Source organism: Flagellimonas aurea, from assembly GCF_017313785.1.
Taxonomy (GTDB): domain Bacteria; phylum Bacteroidota; class Bacteroidia; order Flavobacteriales; family Flavobacteriaceae; genus Flagellimonas; species Flagellimonas aurea.
Window position 1 is genome coordinate 174470 of the sequence record NZ_JAFLNL010000004.1, and the last position, 16585, is coordinate 191054.

A 16585-nucleotide genomic window follows, 5' to 3' on the forward strand; every position below is an offset into this window, starting at 1 on the left:
TTTATCAAGAAAAATAGTCCACTAATCGATTTTAACCATAATTAACAATAACCATTTGTTGGATAACATTGGGTGACATAGCTTTGTTCCCCGAAATGAAAAAGGCATTTGCAAAATATCTGTTTCCGCTCTTTATTCTGCTATTAGGTGGATTCATTAATTTATATGCAGATTCGCAAGAAACTACAATTGCGGATAATGCCTGTTATCTTCAAAATTTAGAACAACAGCATTCCTCGGTTACTATCACCCCACTTCAATCTGGATTTGAAAAAAGGTATTGTGCTGAAATCGATATCGAAGAAAAAGATGAACGCGAGGAAGAAACGGCATCACATAGTTTTTTATTAGAACATGGCGGAATATATACTGCCAGTTTATTTGCCGCCTCCTGGGGGCAACTATTTTTGGAATCTAACTCCAATTTTGGGCTGGAACACCCAAAATCGTCTTCTCCCATAAAGAAGCATGTTAGATTTCAGGTATTCCGTATTTAGAATCTTTTTCTTGAAGCCCTACTTGGGCTTCGAAATCTTCGCAACCCTTTGGGTAACAATCAATAAACAAGGGCAGTTCCCTTTATGTGGATTCGGACCTCCCTTGACCATTTTCTAAACATTTTTTTAAACAGTAAAACTATGAGGAGATTTTCAATCTTCATCGGCTTGCTTGTAGCGGTATGCTATGTGAGCTGCGAATCCAAACAACACGAAAACAAGGAAGAAACCAAATATCTCGTGTCCAGTCCAATACAAATGGACACCTCAATTACCAAAGATTATGTATGTCAAATCCATTCCGTTAGGCACATAGAGCTAAGGGCCTTGGAAAAGGGTTACCTGCAACACATTTATGTAGATGAAGGCCAACACGTGAAAAAAGGCCAACGCATGTTTTATATTATGCCCAATGTGTACCAGGCCGATTTACAAAAAGCCAAAGCCGAGGCCGAGGTCGCCGAAATTGAATATAAGAATACCAAACTGTTGGCAGATGGCGATGTGGTATCTGCCAACGAACTTGCCATGGCCAAAGCAGAGTTTGATAAAGCAAAGGCCGAAGTGAGTCTGGCCGAGACCCATTTGGGGTTTACGGATATCCGCGCTCCATTTGACGGTATAATGGACCACCTTGAAGTAAGGGAAGGCAGTCTTCTGGACGAAGGAGAATTATTGACCAAACTATCCGATAATTCTAAAATGTGGGTGTATTTCAATGTGCCCGAAGCAGAGTACCTGGATTATATTACCAGTGCCAAAAAGAACGAGAAACAACAGGTGGAACTTTTAATGGCCAACAACAAAAAGTTCAATCAGCCTGGGGTGGTCGAGACCATTGAGGGAGAGTTCAACCACGAAACGGGAAACATTGCCTTTAGGGCTACATTTTCCAATCCCGATGGAATTTTAAGGCATGGTGAAACAGGTAGTATTTTAATGAGGGTTCCATTGGATGGGGCAATGCTCATACCGCAAAAGGCAACGTTCGAAGTGTTGGACAAGAAATTTGTTTTCGTAATAGATGAAAACGATACTGTACAACAAAGAGAAATTACCGTTGGTGCGGAGCTTCAACACTTGTTTGTAGTAGAAAAAGGTCTTTCAGTAAAGGATAAAGTCCTTTTGGAAGGTATCCGAATGGTGAGGAACGGCGAAAAAATTCATTACGAATTTGAAAAGCCCGAATCCGTGCTGTCGCACCTTGATTTGTATTCTGAGTAACAATCCCATAATCTTTTACAATGTTTAAAAAATTCATACACAGACCTGTATTGGCTATTGTGATTTCGGTCATAATTGTATTTACGGGACTGTTGGCCATAAAACAACTGCCCATATCGCAGTTTCCGCAAATTGCACCGACCACGGTCAATATTTTTATAGCTTACCCGGGTTCCAGCGCCGATGTGCTGGTGAAGTCTACCCTTATTCCTCTGGAAACCTCAATAAATGGGGTACAGGGTATGCGATATATTGCTTCCGACGCCACAAGTGCTGGTGAAGGAACTTTACGGGTCATTTTTGAACCGGGTACCGACCCCAATCAAGCAGTTGTTAGGGTTAAGACACGGGTAGACCAAGTAATGCCATTATTACCCGAACTTGTACAACGTGAAGGGGTCATTATAACTCCTGTTCAACCAAGTATGCTCATGTACGTTAACCTGTACAGCGATGCCGATGACAATGATGAGAAGTTTCTCTACAATTATGCTTATACCAAGATAATTCCAGAAATACAGCGGATCAATGGTATAGCAAGCGCCCAAATTTTGGGTAGCCGAAAGTTTGCCATGCGGGTTTGGTTAAAGCCGGACCGAATGCGTGCTTACGATGTTTCAGCGGAGGAAATCCTTACCGCAATGGAAGAGCAGAGTATTTTGGCCCGTCCTGGACGTTTGGGACGAAGTTCCGGAAAAAGGGCACAATCGCTGGAATATGTTCTGGTCTATCAAGATAGGTACAACGAACCCGAGCAGTACAAGGACATCATCATTAAAGCCAATGATGAGGGAGAAATGCTGAAACTTGGTGATGTTGCGGATGTGGAACTCGGAAGTGAGTTCTTCGATATTTATTCCAACTTGGATGGAGATCCCTCCGCTTCCATAGTTTTAAAGCAAACATTTGGCAGTAATGGTAGTGATGTGATCGATGCCGTAAAGGAAAAACTTGTAGAGCTTGAAGAGGAAATGCCGCCTGGGATTGATTACAAAATAAGTTATGACGTTTCCAATTTCCTTGATGCATCCATAGATCAAGTGTTGCATACCCTAAGGGATGCCTTTATTCTGGTTGCCGTGGTAGTGTTCCTCTTCTTGGGTGATTGGCGTTCTACTTTGATTCCAATCATTGCCGTGCCCGTATCCCTTATTGGGGCATTCTTTGTGATGCAACTCTTTGGATTGTCCATTAACCTGATTACCCTGTTTGCCCTGGTTTTGGCCATCGGTATTGTGGTGGATGATGCAATTGTGGTGGTAGAGGCCGTTCACATGAAGATGGAAAAAGAAAACCTGACGCCCTACAAGGCCTCTTATGAGGTTTTGGGAGAAATAGGTGGAGCAATTATCGCCATTACCATGGTGATGGTGTCCGTATTTATACCCATTTCCTTTATGACAGGACCTGTAGGTGTATTTTATAGACAGTTTTCAATCACCATGGCCGGGTCGATCATCATTTCCGCTGTGGTAGCACTTACCTTGACACCTGTGCTCTGCGCCATGATGCTGAAAAATAATCATGGTAAACCGAGACGTAAATCACCCATTAATCGATTTATAGATTGGTTCAATAGGAGGTTCGAAAAACTTACTGGAAGATACATCGGTGTACTGACCAAAATCGTAAACAGACGGGTTGTCACCTTTGGCGTTTTGATAGCTTTTTGTGCAGGTATATTCTTTACCAATCAAACGCTTCCAGCAGGATTTATCCCCAATGAAGATCAAGGAATGATCTATGCGATTATCCAAACGCCTCCGGGTGCTACGTTGGAAAGGACCAACGATGTCGCCAGAAAGCTTCAAGCAATCTGTGAAGAGACCGAAGGTGTGGAATCCGTTTCCTCCTTGGCAGGTTACGAGATAATGACCGAAGGTCGCGGTTCCAATGCGGGAACTTGTCTCATCAACCTAAAACCATGGTCGCAACGGGAACATTCCGTTCACGAGATTATGGAAGAATTGGAGGAAGAGACCAAAGACCTTGGCGCGGTCATCGAATATTTTGAGCCGCCAGCTGTGCCCGGGTTCGGGTCTTCGGGTGGTTTTTCCATGCGATTGTTGGATAAAACGGACGGAACGGATTATCATGAATTTGAGCGCATCAACAACGATTTTATGGATGCTTTGCGTGAACGCAAAGAGTTAAAGGGATTGTTTACGTTCTACGCTGCCAACTATCCGCAGTACGAGCTAAAAATCGACAACAAGGCTGCCATGCAGAAAGGGGTCTCCATAGGTAAGGCTATGGAAAACTTGAATATTCTCATCGGAAGTACCTACGAACAGGGCTTTATCCGATTCGGAAGGTTTTTTAAAGTGTACACACAAGCAGCTCCCGAATACCGAGCACTTCCATCTGATCTTGCAAAACTTTTTGTGAAAAATGAAGAAGGTGAGATGGTGCCCTATTCCGCATTCATGACTATGGAAAAACGATTGGGCCCCAATGAGATCACAAGGTACAACTTGTACAATTCTGCTGCCATTCGTGGTTTACCGGCCTCTGGGTTTACCAGTGGCGATGCCATTAAGGCCATCGAGGAAGTTGCCGAACAAACCTTGCCAAGAGGATATGATATCGCTTGGGAGGGACTATCGTATGACGAAGCACAGCGTGGAAATGAATCGCTATACATTTTTATAGTCGTACTCATCTTCGTGTACCTCGTTTTGGCCGCACAGTACGAAAGTTTCTTGTTGCCTTTAGCGGTTATCCTGTCGCTTCCCGTCGGTATTTTTGGTTCCTTTTTCCTCTTGAAGGCGATGGGGTTGGCCAATGATGTATATGCCCAGATCGGAATTATCATGTTGGTGGGATTGCTGGGTAAAAATGCCGTATTGATCGTAGAGTTTGCCGTACAAAAGCGTCGCGAAGGTTCTACCATACTCGATGCCGCCATTGAAGGTGCCAGACAGCGTTTCCGTCCAATTTTGATGACATCCTTTGCATTTATTGCCGGGTTGATACCCTTGGTAATTGCAACAGGAGCAGGTGCCATAGGAAATAAGACTATTGGTGGTTCTGCAATGGGAGGTATGATAGTGGGTACGCTTTTCGGTGTTTTGTTGATTCCTGGTCTATATTACGTTTTTGCAAAAATGGCCGATGGCAAGAGTTTAATCAAGGATCAACACGACGAACCCATGTCCGAAGAGTTTTTCCATAGGAACGATACGGTGTTCCGACTTAAGGCACGCCTGCGTCTGATGAATAAACGTTTGAAAAAAATGACGACTCCAAAAAATGGAAATAAGAATAAAAAAGGCAACCAAGATGAAGCATAGCAAATCACTTTTAGTTGGAATTATTATGATGGTGGGCCTATATTCCTGTGTACCCACTCGCGAGATAAGGGACGAGAACGTATCTGTCCCGGAGTCCTATCAAAATCAATATTCAGACACCACGAATACCGGTTTGGTAGAATGGAGGTCTTTCTTTAAAGACCCAAACCTTGTTGCTTTGATAGATTCGGCCTTGGTGAAAAACCAAGAGTTGAATATTATGCTGCAACAGGTCGATATGGCGAAGAACAGAATTCAGGCCAAGAAAGGTGAGTATTTGCCCTTCGTCAACCTTCAAGCTGGTGCCGAAGTTGAGAAAGTAGGGGAGTACACCCGAAATGGAGCCGTGGAGAAAAACCTTGAGGTGAAGGAAGGCGAAGAGTTCCCCGAACCCCTGACCAATTATATGGTCGGGGCCTTCGCCACATGGGAACTCGATGTCTGGAAGAAGCTCCGTAATGAGAAGAAAGCAGCTGTATATGAATATTTATCCAGTGTTGAAGGCAGGAATTTTATGGTGACCAATCTCGTTGCGGAAATCGCTGATTCATATTATGAATTGATGGCATTGGACAATCAAATGGCGATAATTGACCAAAACCTAGAGATTCAGCAGAATGCATTGCGTATGGTAAAATTGCAAAAGCAGGCCGCTCGTGCCACGGAATTGGCAGTGAAGCGTTTTCAGGCAGAGGTGATGAAAAACCAAAGCCATAAGTATGAGATTCAGCAGGAAATTGTGGAAGTGGAGAACCGATTGAATTTTTTGATTGGTCGTTCACCGCAGCATATCCAGCGGGCATCCGATAATTTTATCGATGCACCGATCGATACCATTTATGCCGGAATACCTTCCCAATTGTTGCAGAATCGTCCCGATGTACGTAGTGCTGAGTTTGAATTGGCAGCGGCCAAGTTGGATACAAAAGCTGCCAAAGCCAATTTCTATCCGCAATTTACCATTAAGGCAGGGTTGGGGTTGGAAGCTTTTGATACCAAATATTTGACCACTACGCCCGAATCCGTATTGTATTCGGCCATTGGTGATATGGTAGCTCCCTTGATCAACAGAAATGCAATAAAGGCACAGTATAAGAACGCTACTGCTCGACAGTTACAAGCGGTTTATGAGTATGAAAAGGCCATTTTGAACGCTTACATAGAAGTGGCCAACCAATTGTCCAACATCGACAACCTTAAAAAGAGCTATGATCTAAAAGAAGGTCAGGTACAAGCTTTAACGGAATCCATAGACCTCTCTACACGTTTGTTCCAATCTGCAAGGGTGGAATATATCGAAGTGCTTCTGGCACAGCGTGAGGCCTTGGAATCTCGAATGGAATTGGTGGAAACCAAAAAAGACCAGTTGTTGGCCCAGGTAAATATGTACCGCGCCTTGGGCGGCGGCTGGAATTAAGTCCCAAATCGATAGCTTTACCTGCTGTCTTGGCTATTGATTTACCCAAAAGGAAGCCCGGTTTACAATTGTAAATCGGGCTTCTGATTTTTTGATGGTTTATTTCGTAGCTATATCGTTCAGGGCTTGATAAAGCTCGAACAACACTGGATTTTTAAATTCATTGTTCCAAAGGACGACAATACGTTCGTTGTCAATAAAACGAAGTGCATAACTGGAGGTTCCAGCCGCAGCGCCACCATGACTGACCGTTGCAGCAAACTGATTTTCCATATACGGGAAATCGATCAGGCTAAAACCATAGCCGTATGGACTTTGGTGAGGCCCCCATCCGCTTTTAGCTTCTTCGGGCAGAGAATGGGGCTGAAATGCGAGAGCCCAAGACTGTTTTGAAATCAATTTATCCGTTCCTACGGCCATCATAAATTTGTGTAAGTCCTGCAAGGTGGTTTTTTCCCCACCAGGACCTGTAAAATCAAGTTCTTTTGCAGGTAGCAGTGGCTCGCCTGTTTCAAGATAATAAACGGGCATGCTTGGCCCATAAATCGGAGCGGACCAATATGTGTCCGACATATGCAGGGGCTTAAAGATTTTTTCCTGTAAAATGGCATTGTAATCATCCCCCAAATGAGCCATTATAATTTCAGAAAGAAGCACATATCCTGTATTGCTGTATAAAAAAGCTGTCCCAGGCTCGAAGGCCAACGCTGTTTTTGCAATTTTTTGCTCCAGAATACTCCTTTGGCTTTTTTGGTCGTGCTCCGCTTTCGCTCTTTCCTCATAAACTTGACTCGAGAACCCTGAACGATGGCTCAATAGATCATGTATGGTAATTTTATCGGCCATGTTATGCTTGAACCATGGAAGGTGTTTGGAGATTGGGTCTCTCAAAGACATTTTTTCTTCTTCGAGCAGTTGTAAGATCAATACGGCCGTAAACATTTTGCCCACGCTTGCATCCCAGAATCGCATTTTAGGGGAGTTGGGAATGTTCAGGCTACGGTCTGCCAATCCGAATGCTCCCTCGTAAATAACGGTTTCCCCCTCGGCGACCAATAGCGCACCGTGTGTTTTTCCTTCATCAAAAAGTTGTTTGGCAAAGGCCTCGATTTTGGGCGCATCCTCTTTGGTAAGTTGACCAAAACTTACGGACACGATAAAAAGACAATAAACACATATGAAATAGTTGACTCTCATCTTCAAGTTTAATGATTTATGGGTTCTTGTGATTGTCGATTTGTGTTTGGGACAGTCCCAAAAACTCAGCGGCATTGTCATAAAAAATATCCTCTTTTTGTTCCAGTGTCAGAAATTCTGCGGAATTGATGGCGTCCACCGCAATATCGATGGTCTCGGGCCAAACCATTTGATCGGTACCAAACATGATTCTGTTACCGAAACCTGAATCCACCAAACCTTTAATGAAGTTATGGAACTCCGCTTTGGGCAATACCCAGTCAATCGCGGCCACATCCAAATACAATTGCGGATGCATGTAAAGCATGGCTTTCATATCCTCCAAATAGGGCCATCCACCGTGCATTACATAAACCTTGAGGTTCGGATGGGCAACCAATACGTCCTCTAACTGTTTTGGGTTGGCATTTTTCACCCTGATTTCACTCATTCCCAAATGATAAAGTCCTCCAGGAGGTCCTCCTGGCATAATATGGAAGCCTACGGGCAGATTCGCTTTTTCGGCCAAATCGAACAAGGGTTCAAGTGAGGCATCATCTGCGGTAACACCGCCGTAAAACGGATTTAGTTCACCAATGGCTACCAATTCCCCTTTTTCGGCCATCGTTTTCAACTGTTCAAGAGGCATATTTCGTCCACTTACCAGAATACGTTCTGGATCGTCCTGTTTCCATAATTGCCCATCGGAGGTCAGCGCCAGCACAATGTTGTGCTCATCCATTTTTTTAAAGGTTTCCATCTTTAGCTGTTCGGGTGTTTTCACGCCCTTGTACATTTCATTTTTCAATGGATTTGGATGGTCCATACCGAACATCATACCGCCTAATTCTTGATTGTAGGCGTGCAGGTGCATATCTATTATGGGGCCTGTGTATTTTTGGGAGTGCAGGGTTCCCCAAAAGAAGAATAGTACCAACCCGATTAAAATTTTCTTCATGATTTGATGAACTAGTCGTTGAGTGCAACCAAGGTATCCAATTCAGAAATTATGTAATTGTAAAAATCCGAACTCTTTGATTTGAAACGTAAGAACTCGGAAGGGGAAATTCCGCCAAATTCCCTAAAATCTTTAATGAAATGTGCCTGGTCAAAATAACCGCATGCATAGGAAATCTCGGTCAAAGAGCTATTCGAATCGCTTGAAAGCAATTGAGCGGCCTTGTTGAAGCGAATGATCTTTCGGTAATATGCAGGACTCATTCCGATATGTTTTTTGAACAACTTTTGCAGTCCTCGATTGGAAATACAAAGGGACTGACTCAACGTATCAATGGAGATGGAGTTTTCCGAATTCAAAAGTTGCAGTGCGTAGGGGAGCCTGGGGTCAACTTCGGGAAATCCCATTTTTTTGCTGATGAATATTTCCAGCAAGGAAAACTTCTCTCCAATGGATTTGCATTCTCTAAGTTGATTGGAGACTCTTTTAATCTCGCTTGCAGGAAAAATGATATCCAACTCGCTCAACGTGTCCAGTAACTCAAAAGCGGGTATTTTTTTTAAATAGGAAAGGCCGTAGCTACTAAATTGAATGGTCATGAACTTCATTCCAGCATATGGTTTAAAGAACACCGTGGAGCTGCAGGAGGTATAAATGGAATGGGCCGATGAGGTTTTGTTTACAAGTATCTGCTCATCCAACGAAAACAGGATGTTTGTAGTGGCATTGGGGAAGATGGCCGTATGTCCCTCTACCATATCTTCATGAGTCAACTCCACATAGCTCATAAACTTTACGACCTGTGAAAGCGCTGGGTTTTTGGGTATGTGGAGTTGTTGGATCATATTGGATTATACGTTACTCTACCATGGTGGTATCTAGGGTCTGAGTAGGCATCGGTAATTCGGTGACGGGAGCGTCCCAGACCACTTTCCATTCCCCGTCCAATTTTTCCCAAAGCACCAAATAATTGCCTTCGTCTTCCATAGCGGGGATAGGAGAGGTTTCGTTTGGCGTAAAGGTCATGGTATATTTTCCGTATTCCATGGCCAAATCTCCACTGGCCTTCACTTCTTGCGTGTTAAGGTCGAATTCCCATGTTCCAAATTGAATGTGCTGTTTCCAAGCGGCTTTATAGTTCTCGACCCCGATAACAGCAGGTTGGTTGGGCATAAACTGGATACTGTTGTCGGCGAAATGTACGGCTGCTGAGTCGATCATGCCCGAGGCATAAAATCCTTCGATTTTCTCATTCTTTTCTTCAATGATTTTTTGAATTTCAGATGAATATGCTTTTCCCGACATTGGTTCAGGGGTGGGTTGCTCACAACTGGCGGCAAAAACAATCATCAGTAATGTGGTAATGCCAAATACGAATTGATGTTTCATAATGATATAGTTAATGGGTTATTTGATATTCAATCCTTGGGCAGCCTTAAAAATCTGGCTGCGTTGTTGTAAAAGATATCCGCTTTCTGTTCGTACGTCAGAAAATCGGCATCATTTATAATCGCGATGGATTCTTCTATCAATTCTGGCCAAATAATCATATCCGACCCGAACATGATGCGTTTGCCAAACCCAGCATCCACCAACTTTTTTAAATGGCTTTGGTAAAAATATTCTCTGGGGTAGCACCATTGTATGCCTCCCAAGTCTACATAAATTTGAGGGTAATGGTACATCATGGCAATAAGTTCGTCAATGAACGGTTCACCATAATGCGCTATGGATATTCGCATTTTAGGATAGCTTTTCAGCACTTCTTCCAGAAGCAATGGGTTGGAATGGGCAACTTGGTATTCTGGATTCAGAAATAAAGGCGTCCCTGGAAGACCACTTCCCATGTGAAGCAAAACGGGAACATCCATCTCTTCTGCCAATGCATAATAAGGAAACATTTTTGGGTCGTTGGGTGCAATACCACCATATTGATTGCTGATTTCGCCCAATACTTTCAGTCCTTCAGTTTCTACCAACGATTGCAAGCTGTCCACGGGAATATTGTCCCGATTGATTCGAAATTGGATTCCTCGGATAAACTGATCGGGAAAATGACCCATCAATTTTTTGGTTGCGGGAAGGCTACCGCTTGTTATGGCCGTAATCTTATATTTTTCGACCTGATTGCTCAGCCTTTCCACATACTCCTCATAGGTAACGGGAGACCAATAGGGGTTTTCGCAATCGGGATTTGCCGCTTTGCCCCAAAACACATCCCCAAAATCATTCTGGGGGTCAAAATGTTGAACAATGGTGGATAGGGGAGTGCACATCGCCATAGGTTCTGGCGACAGTTCATTTTCCTCCAATGCATGGAGGTGCATGTCGATTATTGGGCCTTGGTAGGCTTTTTGTTCACTTGATTCGCTCTTTTTGTTTGTACTGGGGGAACATCCTAAAAAACAAATACAAACTGCAAGAAACAGGTTGTTTTTCACAGATACTTTCATTGTCAGAATGTTTGTAAACAGGGGGTTAAATTATTCTATGACCAACGACGATGCAAGCTCCCTGAACAACTTCCATTCGCCATTTTTATCTTTTTTCATGATCACCAAAAAAGTGTCCTCCATTTCGTGGACAATTCCATTCACATCGGTATAATAAACAGAACTTACCCCAAAATCGTAGGCCATGGTATCCGATAATATCACGGTTTCCTTGGGGTTCATTTTTATACTGTCGTAACGGAATTTGTTTCCATGTTCTTCCCTTAGCTTCCGATAGGCAATCCAGTCTTCGCTCCCTGGGCCAATGGAAATCATATCATCCGTTGTGAACTTTCCCAGATCTCCGTACCGTTTTTCCTTTACTGTTTGTTCGAATGATTTTCGAACCTGCTCGATTTTCGCCAACTCTGCTTTCACATCAATTTCGAGGGTCTGTGCGGGCTCAACAACGACCTTGTTCTGTTTTTCTCCACAAGAAATCGTTGCGCATAGGAATAAAAGAACTATTGATTTTTTCATGGGTGTTTATTTACTCTCCCTCTTTGTACTTCTCAAACCATGCCAACACGGCAGCTATTTTGGCAATCAAATTACTCGGTTTGTTGGCAATACCGTGCGAAGCACCTGGAATACGGACCATGGCCGTTTCCACGTTCTCCAATTTTAACGCCGCATAAAACTGTTCCGATTCGGCAATGGGGGTTCGGTAATCTTCTTCACCTGTTAATAGCATGGTCGGGGTGGTCGCATTGCCCACGTAAGTAAGGGGGGAGCGTCTCATATAGTTTTCTGGGTCTTCCCAAGGCTTTTTTCCGAACCAATATTTGGAGAAAAATTGAACTCCATCGGCATAGAGCACAAAACTGGTCCAGTTGATGACAGGTTTGGCGACCACCGCAGCCTTAAATCTATCTGTTTTCCCAACAATCCAAGCGGTGAGTACACCACCACCTGAACCTCCAGTTACAAACAGGTTGTCTTCGTCCACGTAGCCTTTCTCCAAAAGGGCGTCTACGCCCGACATCAAATCTTCGTAATCGTGGTTGGGATAGTCATGATGTATCAGGTTTCCAAATTCCTCACCATAGCTGGTACTTCCGCGGGGATTGGTATAAAGTACCACATAACCCTCAGCTGCGTATGCTTGGATTTCAGCCGAATAGACCGCACCGTAGCTTGTAAAGGGACCACCGTGAATTTCTAAAATCATCGGATATTTTTTGGATGGATCAAAATCTGGGGGCGTTACCACCCAACCCTGTATTTTACGCTGATCATAGGAGGACTCCCACCACATTTCTTCGACTTTGCCCAATTTTTTGAAAGAGAACAAATCATCGTTCACTGCAGTCAAACGTTTTGAACTTTTGGTGTCTGCCACACCCAAATCCGAAGGATGACTTGTATCACCTAAGGTATAGGCAAACTTGTTATTGGTGGATGCGGAGAAACTTGCAGCATTATAGGGCCTTCCCAAGGATAGACCTCCCAATCCGTACGTAATATCGCTCACTTTTCCCGATAGCTCTATGGAGGCCAACTTGCCCATCCCTTTATCGGTATATATAAAATGAAGTCCATTGCCCTTACTGTTCCAAGCCATATCCTCTACATCTCTATCAAAATCCCCAGAAATCAGCTGGGAATCGGAACCATCGGCATTCATCACATACAATTGGGTGAGCTGGTAACCTTGCAAACGGTCATCGTAACCCAAATAAGCTATTTTGGAGCCGTCAGGAGACAGGATAGGGTTGGAGTCTGGACCATAGCGGTCGGTAAGCGGATTGGTTTCCCCAGTATTTACATTAATCGAGTAGATTTCACTATCTGCAGGTTCAAATTCTTCATCCTTGTGGAAGTTGGCACTAAAATATAAATGGGCGTTGTCGGTTGCCCAAATTGGCCCGCCATGATCAAACTCGGAAAAAGTGAGCTGCTTTGGGGTGCCTCCGCTTATTGGCAAAGTGAACAACTGTGAATTGCCTCCTTTGTAGTATCCTGCACCATCGCCGCGATAGTTCATTTTATCAATGTATTTGGGCGGTTCGTTCCATTTGGCACCTTCGGGCTTGCCAGGCATTTTTATGATGGATTTATTGGCTTCGGGCACAAACATGTTGAAGGCCACATGTGTATCGTCATGCGACCAAGAAACGGAACCTGGCGATTGTGGTGTGTTGGTCAGGGCCATCGTTTCCTTGGTATCCAACCACATCAGGTAGAGTTTCATTTTATCGTCCGCCATGTTGGACTTGAAAACTATCTTTTTGCCATCGTGCGACCATTTTGGGGCAAAATCATTCTGATTGCCCGTGGTCAACGGACGGTTGTTGGAACCATCAAAATTGATGATCCATAAGTTGGAAAGGTTTCGGTCCGTCATCACATCCTTAAAGTTCCGTACGTAGATGATTTTTGAGCCATCAGGAGAAATCTGGGGGTCCGAGACATATTCCATATTGAAGATGTCCAAAAGCTCCAGATTGGACTGTACTTGACCAAAGACTAAAGGGTTTATGGCCACAAGAAGCAGCAAAGTGATGCGTAATTTTTTCATGAGGTTGGTTATTTAGTTTCCTAAAAATAAGCAAATTATCCCATGCTGGGACATCCCGATGAAAAAGTAGGTGAATTAATAGGTAGTGGTCATGTCTTGGTCCACACAAATAATGAAATCGGCGATATTCTGGTTTTCCTGCTCTAAGGTGTGTACGTCTTCCTGCGTTACCGTGGACAAGGTAGCGTATTCCAAATTGGGCCGTTGTAATTTTAGATACCACAGGATACCCTCATAGTTGTTGGAATGGTATGCTCCATTATAATGCAGGAACAGGGCTCCCTCTTTATAGGTTTCAAGAATAAAATGGGCCATGGTGGCGTCTTTCAATGCTTGTGCCATTGCAAGTGAAGGTGTTGCATGTTCCCCCATCATTTTGAGCATGTTGCGATACCCAGGTAATTCGGGGTCGTAGGTTATGGGCAAGGGGGCAATCCATCTTTTTTCTTCTTGTGACAAGGTGTCCAGTGCTTGGAACCCCCCACCTTTATAGACCAAACTGGCATAGCGTCTTGGCACGTTGGATGCCACAAAAACCAAACTGCTATCCTTCGCAAAGTCCACCAAAGGGGCATAATCGGTCTTGTGGTTGTTCCATATCCTAGCGGTGGAATCCAAAGCCTTGTAGTCTATTTTGCCCGATAAATAATCGTTGAGTTCGTCTTGGTTGTCTGCTTCTATCATTTCAGCGCCCAGAATAAGCTGTCTTTGGCTATGAAGGTCGACTGTAAGCTCGTATTGTAGCCAATGCGCAATGGGATTATTGTGCAGCTCCCCGAACAGCACCATATCCTTTTTCTCCAAAGTATTCAGCATTTTTTTGTAGGAGACCTTTTTTCCTTTGGCGTTGTAGATTACATAGGGTTGTTTTTGAGCTGTTGCGGTCAAAAATGTCAACACGAAGGTGAATAGGAAGAGCGATTTTTTCATTTCCACCAGCCTTTATGTTTCCTCAAATAGACTATTTGCCCTAAGTGATAACCTGTATGGGCGCTCATGTTGATAATTTCCTCGCTCCACTCTTTTGTTTTGATGTCGTTCGATTTTTCAACGGAAACTTCCCACTCACTTTGTATGCTGTCCAATCGTTTCAATGTTTTGAGCCATTCCTCCTCAGTAGGGGTTTGAAAAGTATCTTCATTTACAACCTCTTGGTCTGGAATCTCCAAACCCTTGAACGACCTCAAATTCATTTCGTTCCAAAAAGCGATGTGGGAAATCAACTCGGCTATGGAATGATTGGTTGTACTGTCTTTCCAAATGGCTTGTTCATATGTCAAACCTTCAAGAGCAACACTTGTGGGAGCAAACCATTCCTCATTGGTGTGCGTATTTTGTAATTGAGCTTTTACCAAACGTTTTAATTCCTCGTCCTCTTTCTTTTGAGAGCAGGATAGAACAAATCCGATTAAAAAAAGAAACACCCAACTTTTTCCGGACATATGCTTTGCTGATTAATTTATCGTTCCCACTCCGTATGGAAAATACCTTCACGGTCCAAACGCTCGTACGTATGCGACCCAAAGTAGTCACGCTGTGCCTGTATCAAGTTCAATGGCAAACGACTACTGGTGTATGCATCAAAATAGGTGAGGGCATTGGACAATCCTGGCAATGGAATGCCATTCGCCGCCCCATAACTTACCAAATCCCTTGCGGCATCCACCGTGCTTTGCACTTTTTCCACAAAAGACGGGGAGAGCAATAGGTTCTGTAAATCCTTATCAGCTTGGTAGGCATCGGTAATATCGGCCAATAGCGCGGCTCGGATAATACAGCCAGCACGCCATATTTTGGCAATTTCGCCCAGCTCCAGTTCGTAACCGTACTCCTTGGAGGCATCGGCCAATTGGTGCATACCTTGTGCATAGGTGATGATGAAGGCAAAATAGAGTGCCTGCTCCGCTTTTTGGGTAAAATCATCTTTGTCCACGGCAGTTGGGGTAGGGCGGTCGTACAACGCGTCGGCTTTGATGCGTTCATCCTTTAGAGCGGATATTTCCCGCATGCTCACCGCAATATCAATGGTTGGAACGGGAATGCCGAGATCCATGGCGTTTTGTGAGGTCCATTTTCCAGTACCCTTCTGCTTGGCCTTGTCCAAAATCATATCGACAAGGTCGTTGTCCGTCAATTCATCTTTTTGTTCAAATATTTCGGAGGTGATTTCTACCAAAAAGGACTGTAGGCGACCTTCATTCCAGTCGGAATAGGTTTTGTGGAGCTCATTGTTGGTAAGTCCGCCCGCTTTTTTGAGCAGGTCGTAAATCTCGGAGGTCAACTGCATCAAACCGTATTCGATGCCATTGTGTACCATTTTTACGTAGTTCCCTGCCGATTTCGGGCCCAAATACGCCACGCAGGGTTCTCCTTCGTATTTGGCCGAAACAGCTTCAAAAATAGGCTTTACATGTTGGTAGGCTTCCTTGGATCCGCCTGGCATAATGCTTGGTCCTTTTCGGGCACCTTCGGCCCCGCCAGAGACACCAGCGCCAAAAAAGTTGATTCCTTTTTCTTTTAAATACGCTTCGCGACGGTCCGTATCGGTATAAAAGGAGTTTCCTCCATCAATAATAATATCGCCTTGGTCCAAATGCGGCAATAGCCCTTCGATTACGCTGTCCACTATTTTTCCGGCAGGTACCAGCAACATGATTTTTCTGGGAGTCGTCAACGACTCTACAAATGTTTTAACATCGGAAGTGGCGTTCACTTTGTCAGTATTGCCGCCTTCTTTGATCAATGCGCTTACTTTTTCTTCATCCAAATCATTTCCGAATGCTGTAAATCCGTTATCGGCAACATTCAAAATAAAATTACGTCCCATTACTCCAAGGCCCACAAGGCCAAAATCATACGTGTCTGCCATTCTAATTTTTTCTTCTTCTTAGGTGTTAAGACATCACTAAGGTTGATGTTTCTTGAATTACGAACCTAAAATAAACCTTATATTCGTGATGCTCAAAAATATTGACGTCATATTGAAATCAATGTGCCAATAGGAGTG

The 16585-nt window shown here is 43.8% G+C and carries 14 protein-coding genes; 4 read left to right on the top strand and 10 right to left on the bottom strand.

Going from position 1 to position 16585, the window contains the following annotated elements; all coding sequences use genetic code 11:
• Nucleotides 1-95 precede the first annotated feature (95 nt).
• The 4 genes from J0656_RS09045 (at nt 96) to J0656_RS09060 (ending at nt 6431) form a co-directional block, all read left to right on the top strand.
• Entirely contained in the window at nt 96-497 is a 402-nt protein-coding gene (locus J0656_RS09045; protein ID WP_207033019.1) for a hypothetical protein, read from the top strand.
• Nucleotides 498-638: 141 nt separating this feature from the next.
• A complete protein-coding gene (locus tag J0656_RS09050; protein ID WP_207033021.1) occupies nt 639-1721 on the top strand; it encodes an efflux RND transporter periplasmic adaptor subunit in 1083 nt (360 codons plus the stop codon).
• 20 nt (nt 1722-1741) lie between these two features.
• Nucleotides 1742-5014, top strand: a complete 3273-nt coding sequence (locus J0656_RS09055; RefSeq protein ID WP_207033023.1) for an efflux RND transporter permease subunit — start codon at nt 1742-1744, stop codon at nt 5012-5014.
• Nucleotides 5004-6431, top strand: a complete 1428-nt coding sequence (locus tag J0656_RS09060; RefSeq protein ID WP_237688901.1) for a TolC family protein — start codon at nt 5004-5006, stop codon at nt 6429-6431. The genes J0656_RS09055 and J0656_RS09060 overlap by 11 nt, the downstream gene beginning before the upstream one ends.
• Nucleotides 6432-6530: 99 nt before the next feature.
• Here J0656_RS09060 and J0656_RS09065 read toward each other — a convergent pair whose 3' ends face one another.
• From J0656_RS09065 to gndA, 10 genes are all read right to left on the bottom strand, one after another.
• Complete coding sequence (locus tag J0656_RS09065) at nt 6531-7628, bottom strand: serine hydrolase domain-containing protein (RefSeq protein WP_207033027.1); 1098 nt, start codon at nt 7626-7628, stop codon at nt 6531-6533.
• A gap of 16 nt (nt 7629-7644) precedes the next feature.
• On the bottom strand, nt 7645-8565 hold the full coding sequence (locus tag J0656_RS09070) for an amidohydrolase family protein (protein ID WP_207033028.1): 921 nt from the start codon (nt 8563-8565) through the stop codon (nt 7645-7647).
• Between the two features lie 11 nt (nt 8566-8576).
• On the bottom strand, nt 8577-9410 hold the full coding sequence (locus J0656_RS09075) for a helix-turn-helix domain-containing protein (RefSeq protein WP_207033029.1): 834 nt from the start codon (nt 9408-9410) through the stop codon (nt 8577-8579).
• Between the two features lie 13 nt (nt 9411-9423).
• On the bottom strand, nt 9424-9954 hold the full coding sequence (locus J0656_RS09080; RefSeq protein WP_207033030.1) for a YybH family protein: 531 nt from the start codon (nt 9952-9954) through the stop codon (nt 9424-9426).
• 29 nt (nt 9955-9983) lie between these two features.
• On the bottom strand, nt 9984-11018 hold the full coding sequence (locus tag J0656_RS09085) for an amidohydrolase family protein (protein WP_207033031.1): 1035 nt from the start codon (nt 11016-11018) through the stop codon (nt 9984-9986).
• A gap of 30 nt (nt 11019-11048) precedes the next feature.
• On the bottom strand, nt 11049-11537 hold the full coding sequence (locus J0656_RS09090) for a YybH family protein (RefSeq protein WP_207033032.1): 489 nt from the start codon (nt 11535-11537) through the stop codon (nt 11049-11051).
• A gap of 10 nt (nt 11538-11547) precedes the next feature.
• Complete coding sequence (locus tag J0656_RS09095) at nt 11548-13578, bottom strand: S9 family peptidase (RefSeq protein WP_207033033.1); 2031 nt, start codon at nt 13576-13578, stop codon at nt 11548-11550.
• A gap of 75 nt (nt 13579-13653) precedes the next feature.
• The gene (locus J0656_RS09100) at nt 13654-14508 is read right to left on the bottom strand and encodes a ChaN family lipoprotein (protein WP_207033034.1); all 855 of its coding nucleotides are present in this window, start codon (nt 14506-14508) and stop codon (nt 13654-13656) included.
• A complete protein-coding gene (locus tag J0656_RS09105; RefSeq protein WP_207033036.1) occupies nt 14505-15020 on the bottom strand; it encodes a DinB family protein in 516 nt (171 codons plus the stop codon). Before J0656_RS09105 ends, J0656_RS09100 begins: the two co-directional genes overlap by 4 nt.
• Before the next feature lie 17 nt (nt 15021-15037).
• A complete protein-coding gene (gene gndA, locus J0656_RS09110) occupies nt 15038-16447 on the bottom strand; it encodes an NADP-dependent phosphogluconate dehydrogenase (RefSeq protein WP_207033037.1) in 1410 nt (469 codons plus the stop codon).
• Nucleotides 16448-16585 lie beyond the last annotated feature (138 nt).

What these genes read in the sequence shown, in the direction of transcription:
- J0656_RS09045 (WP_207033019.1), top strand. Translation starts at nt 96, where the DNA reads ATGAAAAAGGCATTTGCAAAATATCTGTTTCCGCTCTTTATTCTGCTA.
- J0656_RS09080 (WP_207033030.1), bottom strand. Translation starts at nt 9,954, where the DNA reads ATGAAACATCAATTCGTATTTGGCATTACCACATTACTGATGATTGTT.
- J0656_RS09105 (WP_207033036.1), bottom strand. Translation starts at nt 15,020, where the DNA reads ATGTCCGGAAAAAGTTGGGTGTTTCTTTTTTTAATCGGATTTGTTCTA.
- J0656_RS09100 (WP_207033034.1), bottom strand. Translation starts at nt 14,508, where the DNA reads ATGAAAAAATCGCTCTTCCTATTCACCTTCGTGTTGACATTTTTGACC.
- J0656_RS09075 (WP_207033029.1), bottom strand. Translation starts at nt 9,410, where the DNA reads ATGATCCAACAACTCCACATACCCAAAAACCCAGCGCTTTCACAGGTC.
- J0656_RS09060 (WP_237688901.1), top strand. Translation starts at nt 5,004, where the DNA reads ATGAAGCATAGCAAATCACTTTTAGTTGGAATTATTATGATGGTGGGC.
- J0656_RS09065 (WP_207033027.1), bottom strand. Translation starts at nt 7,628, where the DNA reads ATGAGAGTCAACTATTTCATATGTGTTTATTGTCTTTTTATCGTGTCC.
- J0656_RS09085 (WP_207033031.1), bottom strand. Translation starts at nt 11,018, where the DNA reads ATGAAAGTATCTGTGAAAAACAACCTGTTTCTTGCAGTTTGTATTTGT.
- J0656_RS09050 (WP_207033021.1), top strand. Translation starts at nt 639, where the DNA reads ATGAGGAGATTTTCAATCTTCATCGGCTTGCTTGTAGCGGTATGCTAT.
- J0656_RS09095 (WP_207033033.1), bottom strand. Translation starts at nt 13,578, where the DNA reads ATGAAAAAATTACGCATCACTTTGCTGCTTCTTGTGGCCATAAACCCT.
- J0656_RS09055 (WP_207033023.1), top strand. Translation starts at nt 1,742, where the DNA reads ATGTTTAAAAAATTCATACACAGACCTGTATTGGCTATTGTGATTTCG.
- J0656_RS09070 (WP_207033028.1), bottom strand. Translation starts at nt 8,565, where the DNA reads ATGAAGAAAATTTTAATCGGGTTGGTACTATTCTTCTTTTGGGGAACC.
- gndA (WP_207033037.1), bottom strand. Translation starts at nt 16,447, where the DNA reads ATGGCAGACACGTATGATTTTGGCCTTGTGGGCCTTGGAGTAATGGGA.
- J0656_RS09090 (WP_207033032.1), bottom strand. Translation starts at nt 11,537, where the DNA reads ATGAAAAAATCAATAGTTCTTTTATTCCTATGCGCAACGATTTCTTGT.